This is a genomic window from Synechococcus sp. CS-1329 (assembly GCF_025128055.1).
GTDB lineage: Bacteria > Cyanobacteriota > Cyanobacteriia > PCC-6307 > Cyanobiaceae > Regnicoccus_A.
The window spans coordinates 51440-67891 of record NZ_JAHLYS010000028.1; the positions used below are offsets into that span (position 1 = coordinate 51440).

The 16452-nt window shown below is 59.4% G+C and carries 19 protein-coding genes and 2 pseudogenes; 16 read left to right on the plus strand and 5 right to left on the minus strand.

The genetic code is table 11. The features are described from left to right. Positions 1–811 precede the first annotated feature (811 nt). Positions 812–1066, minus strand: coding sequence for a type II toxin-antitoxin system RelE/ParE family toxin (locus KQ304_RS05485; protein ID WP_259736108.1), 255 nt, complete (start codon positions 1064–1066; stop codon positions 812–814). Next, entirely contained in the window at positions 1044–1265 is a 222-nt protein-coding gene (locus tag KQ304_RS05490; RefSeq protein WP_259736109.1) for a ribbon-helix-helix protein, CopG family, read from the minus strand. The genes KQ304_RS05485 and KQ304_RS05490 overlap by 23 nt, the downstream gene beginning before the upstream one ends. A 190-nt stretch (positions 1266–1455) precedes the next feature. On the opposite strand from KQ304_RS05490, the gene KQ304_RS05495 reads away from it, so the two are divergent. The 3 genes from KQ304_RS05495 (at position 1456) to KQ304_RS05505 (ending at position 2507) form a co-directional block, all read left to right on the plus strand. After that, positions 1456–1863, plus strand: a complete 408-nt coding sequence (locus KQ304_RS05495; protein WP_259736110.1) for a hypothetical protein — start codon at positions 1456–1458, stop codon at positions 1861–1863. 78 nt (positions 1864–1941) lie between these two features. Further along, entirely contained in the window at positions 1942–2166 is a 225-nt protein-coding gene (locus tag KQ304_RS05500) for an AbrB/MazE/SpoVT family DNA-binding domain-containing protein (protein ID WP_259736111.1), read from the plus strand. Continuing rightward, positions 2163–2507 carry a type II toxin-antitoxin system PemK/MazF family toxin gene (locus KQ304_RS05505; RefSeq protein ID WP_259736112.1) on the plus strand — a complete coding sequence of 115 codons (345 nt, stop codon included), beginning with the start codon at positions 2163–2165 and terminating at the stop codon, positions 2505–2507. Before KQ304_RS05500 ends, KQ304_RS05505 begins: the two co-directional genes overlap by 4 nt. Positions 2508–2564: 57 nt before the next feature. Here KQ304_RS05505 and KQ304_RS05510 read toward each other — a convergent pair whose 3' ends face one another. After that, positions 2565–3437 (minus strand): class I SAM-dependent methyltransferase, encoded by an 873-nt coding sequence (locus tag KQ304_RS05510; protein ID WP_259736113.1) that lies wholly within the window; start codon positions 3435–3437, stop codon positions 2565–2567. Positions 3438–3484: 47 nt separating this feature from the next. Between KQ304_RS05510 and KQ304_RS05515 the strand changes: the two genes are divergently transcribed. Further along, positions 3485–3736: a hypothetical protein gene (locus tag KQ304_RS05515; protein WP_259736114.1), complete on the plus strand. Its 252-nt coding sequence runs from the start codon at positions 3485–3487 to the stop codon at positions 3734–3736. Here KQ304_RS05515 and KQ304_RS05520 read toward each other — a convergent pair whose 3' ends face one another. Beyond that, a complete protein-coding gene (locus tag KQ304_RS05520; RefSeq protein WP_259736115.1) occupies positions 3737–4960 on the minus strand; it encodes a hypothetical protein in 1224 nt (407 codons plus the stop codon). It lies immediately after the preceding gene. Between the two features lie 28 nt (positions 4961–4988). Between KQ304_RS05520 and KQ304_RS05525 the strand changes: the two genes are divergently transcribed. From KQ304_RS05525 to KQ304_RS05575, 11 genes are all read left to right on the plus strand, one after another. Beyond that, a complete protein-coding gene (locus tag KQ304_RS05525; RefSeq protein ID WP_259736116.1) occupies positions 4989–6248 on the plus strand; it encodes a hypothetical protein in 1260 nt (419 codons plus the stop codon). Positions 6249–6259: 11 nt separating this feature from the next. Then, complete coding sequence (locus KQ304_RS05530; RefSeq protein ID WP_259736117.1) at positions 6260–6676, plus strand: nucleotidyltransferase substrate binding protein; 417 nt, start codon at positions 6260–6262, stop codon at positions 6674–6676. Further along, a complete protein-coding gene (locus KQ304_RS05535; RefSeq protein WP_259736118.1) occupies positions 6673–7014 on the plus strand; it encodes a nucleotidyltransferase domain-containing protein in 342 nt (113 codons plus the stop codon). The genes KQ304_RS05530 and KQ304_RS05535 overlap by 4 nt, the downstream gene beginning before the upstream one ends. After that, positions 7007–7411 (plus strand): nucleotidyltransferase family protein, encoded by a 405-nt coding sequence (locus KQ304_RS05540; RefSeq protein WP_259736119.1) that lies wholly within the window; start codon positions 7007–7009, stop codon positions 7409–7411. The genes KQ304_RS05535 and KQ304_RS05540 overlap by 8 nt, the downstream gene beginning before the upstream one ends. After that, positions 7401–7784, plus strand: coding sequence for a HEPN domain-containing protein (locus KQ304_RS05545; protein WP_259736120.1), 384 nt, complete (start codon positions 7401–7403; stop codon positions 7782–7784). Before KQ304_RS05540 ends, KQ304_RS05545 begins: the two co-directional genes overlap by 11 nt. A 459-nt stretch (positions 7785–8243) precedes the next feature. Next, complete coding sequence (gene gmd, locus KQ304_RS05550) at positions 8244–9389, plus strand: GDP-mannose 4,6-dehydratase (RefSeq protein WP_259736121.1); 1146 nt, start codon at positions 8244–8246, stop codon at positions 9387–9389. Next, complete coding sequence (locus KQ304_RS05555; protein ID WP_259736122.1) at positions 9389–10366, plus strand: GDP-L-fucose synthase; 978 nt, start codon at positions 9389–9391, stop codon at positions 10364–10366. The genes gmd and KQ304_RS05555 overlap by 1 nt, the downstream gene beginning before the upstream one ends. A gap of 108 nt (positions 10367–10474) precedes the next feature. Continuing rightward, entirely contained in the window at positions 10475–11833 is a 1359-nt protein-coding gene (locus KQ304_RS05560) for a hypothetical protein (protein WP_259736123.1), read from the plus strand. Beyond that, positions 11826–12779 (plus strand): glycosyltransferase, encoded by a 954-nt coding sequence (locus tag KQ304_RS05565; RefSeq protein WP_259736124.1) that lies wholly within the window; start codon positions 11826–11828, stop codon positions 12777–12779. The genes KQ304_RS05560 and KQ304_RS05565 overlap by 8 nt, the downstream gene beginning before the upstream one ends. Further along, positions 12780–13988 (plus strand): glycosyltransferase, encoded by a 1209-nt coding sequence (locus tag KQ304_RS05570; RefSeq protein ID WP_259736125.1) that lies wholly within the window; start codon positions 12780–12782, stop codon positions 13986–13988. A gap of 177 nt (positions 13989–14165) precedes the next feature. Then, positions 14166–15209, plus strand: a complete 1044-nt coding sequence (locus KQ304_RS05575; RefSeq protein WP_259736126.1) for a polysaccharide pyruvyl transferase family protein — start codon at positions 14166–14168, stop codon at positions 15207–15209. Between the two features lie 240 nt (positions 15210–15449). Here the strand turns inward: KQ304_RS05575 and KQ304_RS05580 are convergent. Beyond that, positions 15450–15742 (minus strand): annotated as a pseudogene (locus KQ304_RS05580) (hypothetical protein); the annotation flags it as partial. A 136-nt stretch (positions 15743–15878) separates the two neighbouring features. On the opposite strand from KQ304_RS05580, the pseudogene KQ304_RS05585 reads away from it, so the two are divergent. Continuing rightward, positions 15879–16452, plus strand: a pseudogene (locus tag KQ304_RS05585) (IS5 family transposase); the annotation flags it as partial.

A 16452-nucleotide genomic window follows, 5' to 3' on the forward strand; every position in this document is an offset into this window, starting at 1 on the left:
ACATCTCTCATGACCGTAGCGAACCCGACCAGCGCCGATCACCACATAGTGCGTCCGTACTGATGCGCGAGGCCTCCGTGGTTTTGCGGGTTTTGCGGCCGAGCGCCTGTGGAGAGTGAGACCTTGCACCCCCATCCCCTCCCGGCGGGCACCATCACACCATGGCGGGAGCCACTGAAGCCATCGACGTGTTGGACCGATGGGACCTTCACGAACTGCCGCCTGCCGATTGCTCAGCTCGCCTGCTCGCCTTGCGGCGGGCCTGCCAGTTCGTTGGCTATGTAGGCGAGGAATCGCCTGTGGAGTGGGTTTGGTTCGAGGAGGAAAAGAGCTCCTGCTCGAAGCGCGCGTTATCCCGACCTTGCCGTCATTTGTGGTGGCAGCCAGAGCCAGGTCATGCTTGGTGTTCCGGGCCCAAGAATTGGCACTGGGCTACTGGGTTGGCTGGTTCAGTGTGGTGCCGCTTACCCTTGCCAGATCTCCAGCAGATCGATCTGCAGACCGGGAAAGAGGGAGCTTGCATCGAGGCTGGCGGGCCACACCTCCACCGCCTGTTGTTCGGGAATCAGCAGCCAGCCCAGATGCGCGAACGGCCAAGCCCAGCAGGATCAGCAAGGTGCTGTTGCGAGCGCCTGTCCTTCAGCCGTTGTGCTCGGCTGGGCCACTGAAATCAAGCAGCGCTACTCCTTCGCTTCGAGAAGGCTCCGCTTACGGCCAGGGCCTCCAGCTGCTCCAACGGCAGGGCCTGGATGCTGAGGGTGGTGGCCACGATCCAGAAGGATCAGTTCTTGGTGCTGGTGGTGCGGATCGCTCAGCGATAGACATCCCGGCGATGGCCAATGCGCACCACCAGGATCACCAACTCGGTGCGCTGCCATTCATAGACCACGCGGAAGTGCCCCACGCGCAACCGTCGCAGGCCTTCGAATTCACCCTTCAGGGCAGAGCCGGCGGCAGGGGTATCGCAGAGCATGTCGATCGCCTCAACCACCCGCAGCCGATCCGCCTTGGGTAGCGCGCTCAGCGCCTTGGCCGCTGAGCGCTTAATCCGCAGCGAGTAGCGCATGGCGCACCTCAGCCCAGTCGAGCACGGGGTCGGCAGGGTCTTTCAGGGCCGCCACCCCGCAACGCAGATCCTCGATGTCATCGAGGTAATACTCAATCGCCTGGCGAATAATGTCTGCCCGGCAACGCTTGAGATGCTGGGCTGCCGCATCGAGTTCTGCGCCAAGGGCATCAGGCAGCCGCGCTGTGACCTGAACCATGGTTGACTGCGTGAGATCACGGAGATGTCGTTGACATTATCCTAAACATCTTTCCGCCCTCCTGACGAGGATGGAAGAGCCCGTACTGCCGCGTGAGGCCTCCGTTGCCCCCAGCCCCCTGAGCTGATGCCCCGCGACCCGCTGGCCTGGCTGAGCCTTCGTATGGTGAGGGTCAATTGGCGATCAACCGTTGGTGCAGGCCCCCGAGCGTCCACAGTTGATGCCGAGCGAGGGCGTGCTCGCCCTGCATGACAGCCACCACAGCTACGCAAGTTTTGAGGCCTTCCAGCCGGTTCTGGCGGAACTGCTGCAACAGGGGGCCCTGCTGGACGGCTGCATCCAGATAACCCAGGCGCTGGGAATCCTGGAGCCCTTCACCGGCGAGCACATCCCACCGGAGGCGCTCCAGATCCAGGGGGCGAACTACCGCGAATCGATCGTCGGCAATGGCCTGCTGAGCCGCAACCGGGCTGTGCTGAAGGTGCTGGAGCAGAGCTACGGGTCCCTGGAGGAACTGGCCCAGCTGGAAGCACGGGGTGCTGGGTTCAGACCTGCCTGGCGTGCTTGTGATCGAAGCCCAGCGCTGAGGAGGGGCTGATACCTGGTCATCCGGTAAGGACGCCTTACTGGAAGACCATTTTCGCCGTAGCATGAGCCCATCACCGTGACGCTCGTGATGGATGTCGCCACGCTCACCGCCAAGGGTCAGGTCACCGTGCCCAAGGCAGTGCGGGATGCCCTGGGCCTGCGGCAGGGCGATCAGCTCAGCTGGGAGCTGGAGGATGGCTCAGTGCGGGTGCGGGCCATGGCTCCGCTGGATGTGGCCTATCTGCAGGGGCTGGAGGGCACGCTGAGCGAGTGGAGCAGCCCGGCCGATGACCAGGCGTTTGCCGATCTATGAGCGCCTTCGACCGGTATGCGGTGGTGCGGGTGCCGTTTCCGTTCACTGATCGCCAGGCCCAGAAGCGGCGGCCTGCGCTGGTACTCTCCCAGCCTGGCTTCCAGCAGGTCTGCGGCCACCTGCTGCTGGCGATGATCACCTCGGCGCGTCAATCCGCCTGGCCCCTGGATTGGCCGATTGAGGATCTGCAGGCTGCGGGCCTGCCCAAGCCCTGTGTGGTACGCCTCAAGCTGTTCACCCTGGATGAGCGCCTGGTGCTCGGCAGGTTGGGTGCGCTGGCTGCGGCTGATCGCACCGCTGTGGCCGTCCAGCTGGCCAAGCTCTTACCCCCAGGGAGCTGACCGATGCCCCGCGACCCACTGGTCTGGCTGCCGCTGCGGCTGCCGCTGGTCTGAGCCTCAGGGCCGCCGCGCCACCAGCACCAGGATCTCGGGAATGTCGGCACTCACCACGCCGTAGCCGCTGGAGTGGACGGCGTGTAGGGCGGGATCACGGAATCCGATCGCCTCGAGCTGGTCGAGCAGCTCCCAGCCGGGGATCTGATAAACGAGGCTGCCCCCATCTTCGTCGATCGGGTTGCCGTGGATTTCGGCGATGCCGATCACCTCAGGATCGAGGCCATCACCGCGGTGATGGGCCTTGATCACGCTCTGCTGCTGGCCATAGGCGAAGGGAAGGGTGCCCACGAAAGCACCGCCGGGTGCCAGCACCCGCAGGCACTGGCTCAGGGCGGCCTGGAGGTCGTAGACGTGCTCGAGGATCTCGTTGCAGACCACCAGATCGACGCTGGCGTCGGGCAGGCTGAGGGCGCAGATGTCTTCGTGGTGGATCTGCTCGCGGCGGGGATCGGCGGGATCGGGCAGGTATTCGCTGCATGTGAACTGGGGGAAGCGCTCGCGCAGCAGCTCGGCGAAGGCGGTGACAGCTTCCGGGCAGTAGACGCGCAGGCCGGCGGGCTCGGGCAGCTCGCGATCGATCAGGAGCTGGCGGATCACCAGCAGCACCGCCCGCTGGCGCGACACCAACCCGCCATGGCTGAGGCTTTCGCGCAGGTTGGGGGGCACCACCGAGAGAGCTTCGGGGGCGATGGGCGCGTCGCTGAGGGGATCGAGGATGCCGTGCAGGGCCATCAGCCGCAGGCTGTCCTGGATGCGCCTGGCGTGCTGGGGGCGCTGCTGGAGATGGGCCAGGAAAGGCCCGAGCTGGCGAAAAGACTGGAGCTCCAGCTGCGGTTGCAGGGGGCTCTGGAGGGGCGACGGGCCGGCGGGCACGGAATCGCTGGCGGCGGCGCTTAACCTACGGCCAAAATCTGCGGTCCATGGCAGCGGAAGGCACCGGGCAGGTCGACATCCAGCAGCCGAGTGAGGCGGCGCTGCGGGAGGAGCTGGAGGAAGCGCGCGACGAGGCGGAGCTGAATCTGCTGCAGCTGCAGCAGGTGCAGGAGGAGCTGGAGTTCTACTTTCTGGCCCATCAGCAGCAGCAGGGCTTGCTGGAGCGCTACGGACAGGAGGCGCAGCGGGCGGAGGGGCTGATCGCGGCGCTGCTGGAGCAGCTGGAAGCCCGGGGCTGATCAGCTGTGCAAGGCCAACCGGCCTTCCGCTTCCGCCAGGGAGGCCGCAAAGGCATCGAGGGCCTGCTGCTGGTCGTCGAGGCTGCTGGCCGGGGCCGAAGAAACGGCGGGCAGCGGCAGTTGGCACTGAACCGCGATCCGCTCGAGGAAGGCCTGGAACTGGCTCAGGCGCGTCTCTGGTGCCGCGGGGTTGGTGGGGCCGGCGGTCTCTGCGGGGCCAGCGGTGTGTTCCGTCTGGGCCAGCAGGGCCCGCAGGGGCTGCCACTGGGGATCCTGCTCCACCAGCTGCAGCAGCAGCTCGCGGGCCTGGGCGGTGTGCCCCTGAGCGAGCAGGGAGCGGGCGTGGAGCACGGCCGGGCCGCGCCGGGCCTCGCGGCGGCGCTGCCGGAAGATCTCCACCAGCTCCGGCTGACTCGCCTCAGCGGCCCCGGTGCAGCGGGCGATCGCTTCGCCCCAGTGCCGCAGCGCGTCGCTGATGCGGTCGTCGGTGAGGGCGAGGCGGGCGCTGAGGTCGTGGCACCAGGGGTTGGCGGCCAGGGCACCTGCGGGTTGGTGCAGCCAGGCGGCGCAGCGCTGCAGCTGGCCGCGCTGCAGGGCGAGGTCGGCGGCCTTGAGCACGGCGTAGCCCCAGTCGGGGACGGCGTCGGCCACGAACCCCCAGAAGGCGGCGGCGGCTCCGGGGTGGGCGGCCATCTCGGCTTCGCCGACCAGCTGGATCAGCTGCTGCCGGAACGCTTCAGCGCGGCCCTCGCCCTGATGCAGCACCAGCGCCAGCTGATCGAGGGCTGTCTCGTCGAGGCCCTGCGGCCAGGTGCCGCGGGCCCGCTCGATCCAGCCCTGCTCCAGGGTGCCGGCATCCAGCCAGCGCCAGGCCTGGAGTTGCTGCAGCAAGCCCCTGGCCACCAGAGCATCTGCCGTGTCTTCAGCGGCAGCGGCAGCGGAGGGGGCGGGCCACAGCCCCCAGGGATCGGGCAGCAGCGCCAGGGAGGGCTCGAGCCGATCGGCCTCGAGGATCAGGTCATCGGCTTCCTGGGGGTGGCCAGCGAGGCGCAGGGCCACGGCCAGCTCCAGGACCCAGCGGGCGTTCCAGGCCGGAGCGGCGCGCAGGATCGTGGCCCGCTGCCGCAGCGCCTCGCCGCGCCCGAAGCGGCCCAGCCAGCGCAGCTCGCTGGTGGTGGCATCAGGCGTGCCCTGCAGCAGTTCGGCGGCGGTGGGCCAGTCCATGGCGGCTGGGCGGTGACATGCTGGCATTGTGGGCGACTTCGCGGGGGGCGCGATGGGTTCGCGGCGCCTGGTGATCCTGGATCCGTCGTGGAGCAGCCGGGTGGGGCACCACGGCGACCTCAACGACGCCTTGCTGACGGCGCTGAGCGGGGCCGGCTGGCGGCCGGAAGTGTGGGCCGATGCGGCGCTGCCGGCCTCGCCGGGGGTGCGGCCTGTGTTGCGCGATTGCGGCTACGAAGACCCGCGCCACTGGGCGGATGTGGCCGGCACGCTGCATCTGGCTCGGCGGCTGGAGGCCCAGCTGCAGGAGGCGAGTGCGGGGGAAGCCGTGGCCGCCTGGGTGGTTCACACGGGGCTGCCGTTCCAGCTGCTGGGGCTGGCCCGCTGGCTGCAGCGCCAGCCAGCGGCGCTGGTGGCGGTGTCGCTGATGTTCGCGCCGGGAGAAACGCTGGAGGGGCCAGCGGCTGATGCGCAGGCCACGGCCCAGTGCCGCCTGGCCCTGATGGGGCTGGCGCAGGCCTGCAGGGCGGCGGGCCACCGCCCCTGGATCGGAGTGCCCTCCATGCAGCAGCGAACGTTGCTGGCCCCCCTGCTGGCGGCGGCTGGACTGCCGGCGGGGGACGTGCATCCAGCGGTGGTGGGGGCCGGTGGCGCCAGGTTGGGGCCAGAGGGCGTGGCGGCGGCGGCAGCCAGCGTGCTGCTGCACTGGGGCGATCTGAAGCGTGGCAAGGGGCGCCAGGAGGCGCTGGCCGTGGTGGCGGCGCTGCTGGAGCAGGGAGTGCCGGCGGACCTGGACGCGCTGGGTTGGTTGTTTCATCTGAACAGCCACGAGGCCCTGCCCGCGGCCGAGCGCGCTCTGCTGGAGCGGGCCCGGCAGGAGATCACAGGCTTCAGGCTGCTGGAGGGGCCGATGCCGCGCGCCGAGATGCTGGATCGGCTGGCGGCCTGCCCACTGGCCCTGCTGGCCTACGACCCCGGCACCTACGCCCAGCGCAGCTCCGGCATGCTCTGGACCTGGGCCTCGGCCCGACTGGCGATGGGCCAGGCGGCGGCGGCCGTGGGCTACGGGGAGGGTTGGCTGGCAGCGGAGGCCCTGGCGCTGGGGGTGAGTTGGGTGTGCCTGCCAGCGGGCGAGCGGACCCCGAGCGGAGGTGAGTGGCTGGGGTTACTGCGGCAGAGCCTGAACGCGGTGTCCGCGTCTCCCGGCTTCACCGCCTACGGCCGGGCCGTGCTGGGACACAGCTTTGCCGGCCATCTCGTGAGCACGGTCCTAGCCTCGAATTCATGACCCCCGCTGCCATGGCTGACGCTGACATCCGCTGGCAGCAGCGCTTCTCCAACTACTGCAGGGCGCTTGTTCAACTGGAGGGGTTTTTCATTCCAGCCGTACTCAACGAGAGGGAAGAACAGGGTTTGATCAAGGCTTTCGAGTACACCTTCGAGTTGGGCTGGAACACCCTGCGGGATCTGCTTCGCTCTCAGGGCAATGCCGATCTGCTGGGGTCCCGCGATACGTTGCGCGAAGCGTTCCGCGTGGGGTTGATTGCCGATGGGGAGGGGTGGATGATGATGATTCAAGACCGCAATCTCACCAGCCACACGTACAACCCAGCCACCGTTCGTCAGATCGGTGCGAACATCCGTGGCCGTTATCTGTCCTGCTATCAGGCCCTGCGCGCGCGGCTGCAGTTGAGGCTGGAGGAGGAGACCAGGTGATCACCATCCCCGGCCTGCCTGAGGCCAGCAGTGCGCGACTGCTGGACGTGTTGCGGGCCCATCCCCATGTGGATGCCATCTGGCTGTACGGGTCGCGCGCCATGGGCCGCCACACCCAGGCTTCTGATATCGACCTGACCCTGGGGGGCGACCGGCTTAGCCACAACGATCTGCTGCAGCTGCTGGCTCGCATCGACGACCTGCTGCTGCCTTGGCAGGTGGACCTGTCGCTGCGGCAGACCCTCCCCGAGGATCTGCAGGCGCACGTGGGGCGAGTGGGCCAGTGCCTGTGGTCACGGAGTGCGGCGGTGGCCGCTGAGCGATCCACCCATGGCTGAAGCCATCCACATCTCTCCCCAGTCCTGGCTCACACCGAGACCCCTGCCGGCTGCTCCAGACCTGGGTCCAGGGCTGGATCCGGTGGCGCTGGGGGAGGGTCTGCAGCGGCTGGCGGCCCATCACGACGTGCAGTCCCTGGTGGTGTTCGGATCAAGGGCGAGTGGAAGCCCACGGCCCGACTCCGATCTCGACCTACTGGTGATCAGCAGGGAGCCATCGATCACTCCTGAGCGACAGATCCCCCTCTGGCAGGAGCTGCGCTCAGCCCTCGGGACTGTGGGAGTGCCGGTGGATCTGCTGGTGTACGGCCAGCTGGAGGCCGCCAAGCTCAGTGGATCGCGCTGGCATGTGCTCGGCCATGCCTTTCGCCGCGGAAGGGTGCTGTATGTCGCCTGATGAGGATGCTTCTCTGCTGCTGGTCACGGTGCGTCGCCACCTGCGCTCGATGGCGATGAGCCTGGATCCGGCCTTCGCCCAGGAAGACTGGGGCTTCCTGGCGCAGCAGGCGCTGGAGAAACTGCTCAAGGCCAGGATCGTGCTCACGGACCGGGAGCCACCCCTCACCCATGAGCTGAGCGGGCTGGCGGATCTGGCCGGGATCGGGCTCACCCCACTGCTGCTGGGATTGCAGCCCTTTGCCGTGAAGGCTCGTTACAGCGCGGAGGACACCCCTCTGCCGGGAGAGCGCCAGCGGATTCTCCAGGAGCTCGAGGCACTCACCACAGACCTGGAGAGCCGACTGAAGCCCCCTCCGCGTGATGCGCACTAATCTGCGCCTATCAGCCAGCAGCCGTCATGCGTACCACCCTGGGACTGTCGGATCCGCGGTTTGCGCGGTTGAAAGCCCGGGCCGCCAGCCCGGCGAAGTCAGCGCTGAAGCGAACAGCCCTAGACCTGCCGAGGCTGAAGGGGGCACTGATGATCTCCCCTGATCAGCTCAGCAACGCAGGGCTGTTCGAGCTGATCGAGCCATAGCATCACAGCTGGCTGGCGACTGGTGAGCTTCGATCGGGATTTCAGCCGCTGTGCAGGCCTGGAATGGCTCCACCTGCCAGCTGCACCACAATGACCACCGCTTCGAGGAGAGCCAGCTGAAGCCCTGATCTCAATCGAGCTTGATGTGGGCCTGCTCACACGGCACGTCCAAAGGGTGCGGATGGTTGCTCATGGACTTGCGGGAACGCCACGCCTCTACAATGGTTCAACCAGCTACCAACAGGGCGCAACAATGCCGAAAACCGCTCTGATCACGGGAATCTCCGGCCAGGACGGTTCCTACCTGGCCGAGCTGCTGCTGGAGAAGGGCTATGTGGTGCATGGCATCAAGCGGCGGGCCAGCAGCCTGAACACCCAGCGAATTGATCATCTTTATCAGGATCCCCACGAAAGCGATCCACGCCTGGTGTTGCACTACGGCGACCTCACCGATTCCACGAATCTGATCCGGATCGTGCAGCAGGTGCAACCGGATGAGATCTACAACCTGGGCGCCCAGAGCCATGTGGCGGTGAGCTTCGAGAGCCCGGAATACACCGCCAACAGCGATGCACTGGGCACGCTGCGCATTCTGGAGGCCGTGAGAATCCTGGGACTCACAGAAAAGACCAGGATCTATCAAGCCAGCACCAGTGAGCTCTACGGCCTGGTGCAGGAAATCCCCCAGAAAGAAACCACGCCGTTCTATCCGCGCAGCCCCTACGGCGTGGCCAAGCTCTATGCCTACTGGATCACGGTGAACTACCGCGAAGCCTATGGCATGTATGCCTGCAACGGCATCCTGTTCAACCACGAAAGCCCCAGGCGCGGTGAAACCTTCGTGACCCGCAAGATCACCCGTGGTTTGGCCCGCATCGATGCCGGCCTCGACGACTGCCTGTTCATGGGCAATCTCGACTCGCTGCGCGACTGGGGCCATGCCCGCGATTACGTGGAGATGCAGTGGCGGATGCTGCAGCAGGACGGCCCCCCGGAAGACTTCGTGATCGCCACGGGCCGCCAGGAGAGCGTGCGGCGCTTCATCGAGCTCACCGCCGCCGAACTGGGCTGGGGCGGCATCGAATGGAGCGGCGAGGGGCTGGAGGAGCAGGGCCGCCGGGCCGGCAGCGACGAGGTGGTGGTGCGGATCGACCCGCGCTACTTCCGCCCGGCGGAGGTTGAAACGCTGCTGGGAGATCCCACCCGGGCGAAGGAGAAGCTGGGTTGGACGCCCACCACGACCCTGGAGGAGCTGGTGGCGGAGATGGTGGCCACCGACAAGGAAGAAGCCAAGAAAGAAGCGTTTTTGAGGCTCAAGGGCTTCAACGTGGTGGGCTCGATGGAGAACCCGCCCACCAATCCCCATGCGGTGGAGCGTGCCCGGGGAGGGCTGGGTTGATGACCACACCGGACGACGGGCTACTGATCCGGCCCAGTGATCGCATCTTCGTGGCCGGCCACCGGGGCATGGCGGGAAGCGCCATCTGCCGTGCCCTGCAGCGGAAGGGCTATGCCCACATCCTCACCGCCACGCGCCAGGAGCTGGATCTGGAGGATGCCGTGGCGGTGCGGGCCTGGTTTGAGGCGAACAGGCCGGAGGTGGTGGTGCTGGCGGCGGCGAAGGTGGGGGGGATCTACGCAAACGACACCTACCCGGCCGATTTCCTGCTGCAGAACCTCAAGATCCAGAACAACGTGATCGAGAGCGCCTGGCGATGCGGCACGCGGCGGCTGCTGTTTCTGGGCAGCAGCTGCATCTATCCGCGCGCGTGTCCGCAGCCGATCAAGGAGGAGTATCTGCTCACCGGGCCGCTGGAGCCCACGAACGAGTGGTATGCGATCGCCAAGATCGCCGGCGTCAAGCTGTGCCAGGCACTGCGGCAGCAATACGGCTTCGATGCGATCAGCCTGATGCCAACGAATCTGTACGGGCCGGGCGACAACTACCATCCCACCCACAGCCATGTGATGGCCGCCCTGATCCGCCGCTTCCACGAGGCCAGAGAAGCCGTTGCACCAAGCGTGACCTGCTGGGGTACGGGCACGCCGCTGCGGGAGTTCCTGCATGCGGATGATCTGGGTGAGGCCTGCGTGCATACGCTGGAGCACTACAGCCCCGATCCGGCCGAGCCGGTGCAGCACCTGAACGTGGGCACCGGAGTGGACCTGACGATCAAGGAGCTGGCCGAACTGGTAGCCCGCACGGTGGGCTACACAGGCGAGATCCTCTGGGATGCCAGCAAACCCGACGGTACATCGAAGAAGCAACTGGACGTCTCTCGGCTATCGGACGTGGGTTGGACAGCAAAGATCAAACTGGATCAGGGGATCTTGGATGCCTATAGAGCCTTCAGGGATCTCAACCACGAGACCTAGACATGACTAGTCGCATCATACAGATGGAAAAACTTGTGTCAAACAATCTGGAAGCAGTGAACTCTGCGTTACTTCAACCCATCGGACCTGCACGGAAGTGAAGACGGCATGACAAGACAGACCGTCACTCTAATGGGCGAAGCGGCAAAGCCGCTTGTGATCACAAGCATCAATCCATATGGAGACGTTGAATGGCAGAAAGCCTGCATCGAGAGTTTTGTTTCCACTGGACACGATGTAATCTCGTTCAATATTGATGAAGAAGCAACGAAGCTTGAAGCCTTGGGATTAAAGGTTAAGGTATGCGCGATAACCACGGAACAGACTGGATTGACCAACTATGGCAAGCCAGTTCCTCTCATCAATGAAGTTCTTCGACTGGCTTATCATTCTACCGTCAAGCCTTATTACATTCTGACAAATTCTGATATATTCTATGCTGGCAATCGGCCTTGCAATGATTTTGCTCATAGCATAGCCCAAGCCTTTGCCTTTACAAGGGTAGATGTAATCAATAATACACACAACCCAACGGCAAGTTGGAAGACATACCGAGGCGGCCTAGATGTCTTTGGATTTACACGAGACGGATTAGCAGACTGCCTAGAGATACTAAGTAAATACAAACAAGTAGCAAGCTTAATGGCCTACGGAATCCCAGGCTGGGATTTTTTAATGGGAAGCATTGTTCTTGGAAAACTTAATGGCTATTGCATGGATGGCACGATATACCACCATAAGATTCATCCACAGACGTATACCAGTCCAGCCGCCTTACATCCCTATGTAGAGACGATTAATAACATTGGATACACGAATGCAACTAGCAGTGAAGAGGCTGCTCATCAGTTCGCCTGTAAGATTGAATCCGAGTGTATCAAAAAACTGTCTTTTTCAAAACTACTCAGAACAGCTTTTTACACTCCAAAGCATCACAAGAAGCGTTCAATAACAGCTAATGCTGATCTCCAGCACATCTCTAGAGGTTCAGACGATTGTTCTGTCTACAATAGTGCCACTATTCTGCTAGGCGAATGCTACCAACAATCCGAGATCATGAAAATACACGGGCTAATGAAGACAATTAGCCAGAATACCAACCACTACTATCCCGCAATTCGAGATACATTTGTCACATCAGGTTCAAATGTTATCAAAGTTCGAAAGCATATATTGATTGCCAGCCTCTACCTTTCGACAATGGTTAGAAATACCTCATCTTACTTCACAGATATCTATCCAAACGGAAATAGCCACCATGCCGCCTTAGAGGCAATTTCGAAGATATCTGATCCATTCAGTTCAGCTTATCAGTTTGCACAGCTATTCTATTCGGAACTGTTAGAACATCGAATTTACAATCGCAATGTTGCCAAGTTTATCTTGGCACATCTTGATGATGCCCGCTATCGGCACATCATGTGCTTGCAGTTTGATTTGATCAATCGCCATTTTCAGCATGTTTAAACCACCTCTTGATCCATCATCGATTCTTCCATGGGAAGATGGCTTTGTCCACGATTACATGAATGATCCTGACATTAACGCTTCAAGCCTTTCACTAGTGATTCCAATATATAATTCTGGCGCATTTCTTGAAAAGACTCTACGCAGTCTTCTGCTTAGTGACCTACGCGGTGTTGAGATCATTGTTTCTGATGGAGGCAGTAACGATTCAACCCACCAAATCCTAGATCATTACAGTGATCTCTTTTCAGTTGTTATCAGTGAACCAGACAAAGGACAAAGTGACGCTATCAACAAGGGATTTGCACGGGCAACCGGCGAATTGTACGGCTGGTTAAATGGTGACGATATTTTGCTGCCTTACGCATTAAATATTGTGAGAAATGAGTTTGTTACTACAAGCAACACTAACTTTATCGTTGGAAATGCGTTTATGACCGAAAAAGACTTCCAGCCAATTCATCATTTTGAATTTTCAACCGACAAAATCAAATTTGAGTATCTATTAGATTATGCGAGCCACCACTTAATCCAGCCGAGCGTATTCTTTACGCGGAAAGCCTGGGAGGTCGCAGGTGAACTTGATATTGATGATCATTATGCAATGGATGCAGATCTTTTCTTGGGAATTGCAAAACACTTTGAGGGTCATCACATAAACAGAGATTTAGCCTATAGTGTCTATCACGAAGATTGCAAAACAAGAGGGAAGCGAGCCGAATCAATTACTCAGTTGGCCCTCGTTCAGGCGAAGCATGGTGGCTTCAGTGAAGCTAGAAAGACTCTAGACATACTTGTTCAGCTCTTCAATGACCACCAGGAAATCTCCAGTAATACTATAAGAGTCGAACTTAATGACATCATAGGCAGTAGGGAAAGCTTAAGTACACTGCAGGAGTCGTGCCTGAAGGCCATGCTCAGTGCTGAACTGAAAGAGAGGCAATAAATGGCCAGAATTGCTATTCTCACAAGTGCTACCGGAGGAGGTGCCGGTATAGCTGCGAAAAGGGTCTTCAACGCGATACAAGCTACGTTAGGCCCAGAACATAGTATTGAGCTGATTGATATGCAATCACTTGGCGAAGCAGTCTTCGCTGATGTTGCCAGCCACAGCGGAGGATCCAATAAGCTCTTCAGCGATACGCATTATACTGTCGAATACCCTGGCTATGTTCGCAGCTTCATAGTTTCTTTCTTGCGCGGGTTTGATGTTTTAAATATTCATTGGTGCTCTTATCTGATAACGTTAACTGAAATCCAGTTGCTTATAGAGCTTGGCGTTAAGGTAGTGTTTACCTGTCATGACTTTTGCTACCTTTTTGGCGGATGTCATTATCCACATACCTGTACACGATGGTTAACCGGATGCCTGAACTGCCCACAGTTGGACGTAGAGCGTTTTCCAAGCTATAGCCCCACTCACAATCTAAGGATCAAGCAGCAGATATTTGCTTCACCGAATGTCCGTCTGACTGCTCCCAGCGCTCATCTTGTCAATGTCGCCCGACAGGCATCAATCGTTGCTGACTCAAAAAGCTATGTTATCCGCAACCCTGTCGACACCGATTCTTTCCATATCAACACCAACCGAACTGCTGGCTTACTGGAGCCTGGTAAGTTTAAAGTTCTTCTTATTGCGGATTCAAGTCATGAACGTCGGAAGGGGTTTTCTATTGCATTAGAGGCCCTAAACCAATTGCCTCGTCTTATTGCTGATACGGAGTTGGAAGTTGCATTCGTTGGGCATGGCTCGCAGGAGTCTGCGGATTCGCTTGAACGGAATGGGATCAAGGCCTATGCTCATGGACATCTAAAAGATCCTTCAGAGATAGCTCAAGTCTATCGGAGTGTAGACGCTGTTCTCAGTGCTAGCCTAGAGGACAACTGGCCAAATATACTCGTTGAAGCGTATGCATGTGGTACGCTAGCTATTGTTGGGCCCGGGCATGGATGCTCTGAGTTCGCTATGCGCTATGGATCCGGAACTGTTAGCGACTCATACCTGCCGATAGACTTTGCAAAGGCAGCCGCCAGTCTATTCAATGCAATGAGCCAGGGACACTGCAATTATCAGACCACGGATCTAGCAAAGTTTTCTGATGATCATTCAGGTCATCAGATTGCCAAGAGATTTTTAGAGGTGTATCTTACTTGAGACTTGCGCTACAATTGCTCTGACTCTCCGGGCCATCAAATTAGCAACTCTGACTAGCTTCTCTGTTATGACTCTGCGCCTCTTTCTATGAATCATGTACCCAAAAGAGTAGTGTGGCTCGACCTCCCTGTTCGGGCATCAGTGCCGAGGTCTTATGACCGTAGCCTTAGTGAACTGATGTTCGCGACTGGAGAGAATACCGGCAATCTAGTCTTCCGTAAAGGGCTTGAGTGCCTCATTGACACTACCTCTGCACAACTTGCAGATCCACGAAACGCTGATGCTATACTCTATGGAAGTGGAGATCTGCCAGATCTGGTTCTGATCTCGTGTGCTAACTGGATTGGAGAAGGCAACTCTTTTGAGGAAAGTAATTATTCTAGATCTGAAGTTTTAAGTCGCAGGCCTCTTCAGCTCGCCCCGATTGGCCTCGGGATACAGGCTACCATTGGCGATCACCCATTTCGGATAAGTGAGAATACCAGGAGGTTGCTCTTAATACTATCAGAACATTCTCATCAGATCAGCGTTAGATGCTCTAAGACTGCAGAATGCTTGCAGGACCTTGGGATTACAAACTACATAATCACTGGTTGCCCTTCCAATTTCATATCCGAATCTGATCGAGATCGTCTTGCGATCACCTATCGTGACCGCCTCCAGACCATTCGCTCAGCAAGCTCGTGGAACGAGCTCCGGCTTGTCGTAAATGAACCGCCAGAGGGGCATTCGTCAGACCATCTGTTTCTATCAGCCTTTACAGAACTGGCATCTTCTATTGTTGTGCAAACTCCTTCTGGAATATCTTCGGTACGATATCAGCAGCAAGCTAGTCAAGAAACTAAGATACCAAGTCGTTTTTCAACTGAAGCAAAACGAAAAGTTACATATTTCTTTGATGTTGATGCATGGCTTGAGCATTCGTATAGTTCTAATGCTACCATCGGACATCGTATGCATGCCAATATGGTTGGCTTGCAGGCAGGCATTCCTTCTTTGCTTATTGTACATGATGCAAGATTACAGGGTCTCGCAGATACAATGCGAATTCCTGTCATTACCGAAGCGCAGGCTTATGCTATAGCCACTTCACCTCCTTCATTCTTTGCAGATATATTTGAGGAGCAGCTCTCTGCTTATCTAGCACGCAGAGATGAATTATATGATAGGTTTTTGGAGCTCTTTAATTCTATGCCGAATGTGGAGCCTTTTATTCGATAGGTACTTGTCCTGCCTAGTGTACAGACCCGCAAATAACTGATAGGACGTAGAGGGACTCCCGAGGGAGCCTTCCCATGGGTGTCGGTCGTCCGATGCCGCCTCTGGTCCTCACGATGGACGAAGTTCAGCAGCTGCAGAGAATCGCCAACTCCAGCTCTTTGCCCCACTCGATCGTGCAGCGCGCGAAGATCGTGCTGGTATTCGGTGCTGGCGAGACCAACACACCGGAGGATGTTGACTTAGTAGCTCTGTCGTTAGGCCCAGCCGAGTCTTGATGATCAATGCGCCAAGCGCCACACGCAATGGCTTGGCGGAGGCGCTCCAAAGCCCTTCCAGAACTGCAATGCATAGCCATCTTCCAAGACATCCCAGGGGATGACTTCGGCAAGTTTGATCCAGCGGTTATCATCAAGGAGCTTGCCGCCAAATGGCAGGAAGAATCCTTCTAACGAGAGCTGATGACGAGGTTCGCGTCGACCGATGTAGAAAGCTCTGAGCAGCTTGTCGGAAGCAATGAGGAGAATGGCATACATACTACCGCCTAAAAGACTCGAATGCTCTTCAGTGCAGGCGGCCTGTTTATATCAGGAAGCCCTAATTAAAGGATCCTAAGGAATCCCTGAAAAACCCGCTAAAATCAGTCCAGATCCAAGACTGAGACTGGAACGGATGGCCGAACCCCTCCAGCTGGGCTTCACGGACTACGAGCAGATCTACGCCACAAAGAGGACGCGGTCGCCAGCGCTTCTTGGATGAGATGGAGGCCACGGTTCCCTGGGAAGCGTTTCTGGCCCTGATCAAGCCCGTGTATCACAAGCCGTCCAGAAAAGGAGGTCGTCCGCCGATTCCTTTGGAGGTGATGCTGCGGATCCATCTACTGCAGCAGTGGTTCACGCTTTCAGACCCCCTGATGGAGGAGATGCTGATCGATACGCCCTGCTTCCGCCGCTTCGCAGGGATCGAGACGATGGAAGGCCGGATCCCTGATGAGACGACGATTCTCAACTTTCGCCATCTGCTGGAAGAGCACCGGATCGCGGAGCAGATTCTTGAGGGTGTCAACCAGATGCTGAGAGAGAGAGGAGTGATGCTGAGGGAAGGAACGATCCTTGATGCCACGATCATCAATGCCCCCAGCTCCACCAAGAACAAGCGGAAGGAGAGAGATCCTGAAATGCACTCGGTGGCCAAGGGCAAGCAGTGGTTCTTTGGAATGCGCTGCCATATCGGCGTTGATGCCGCA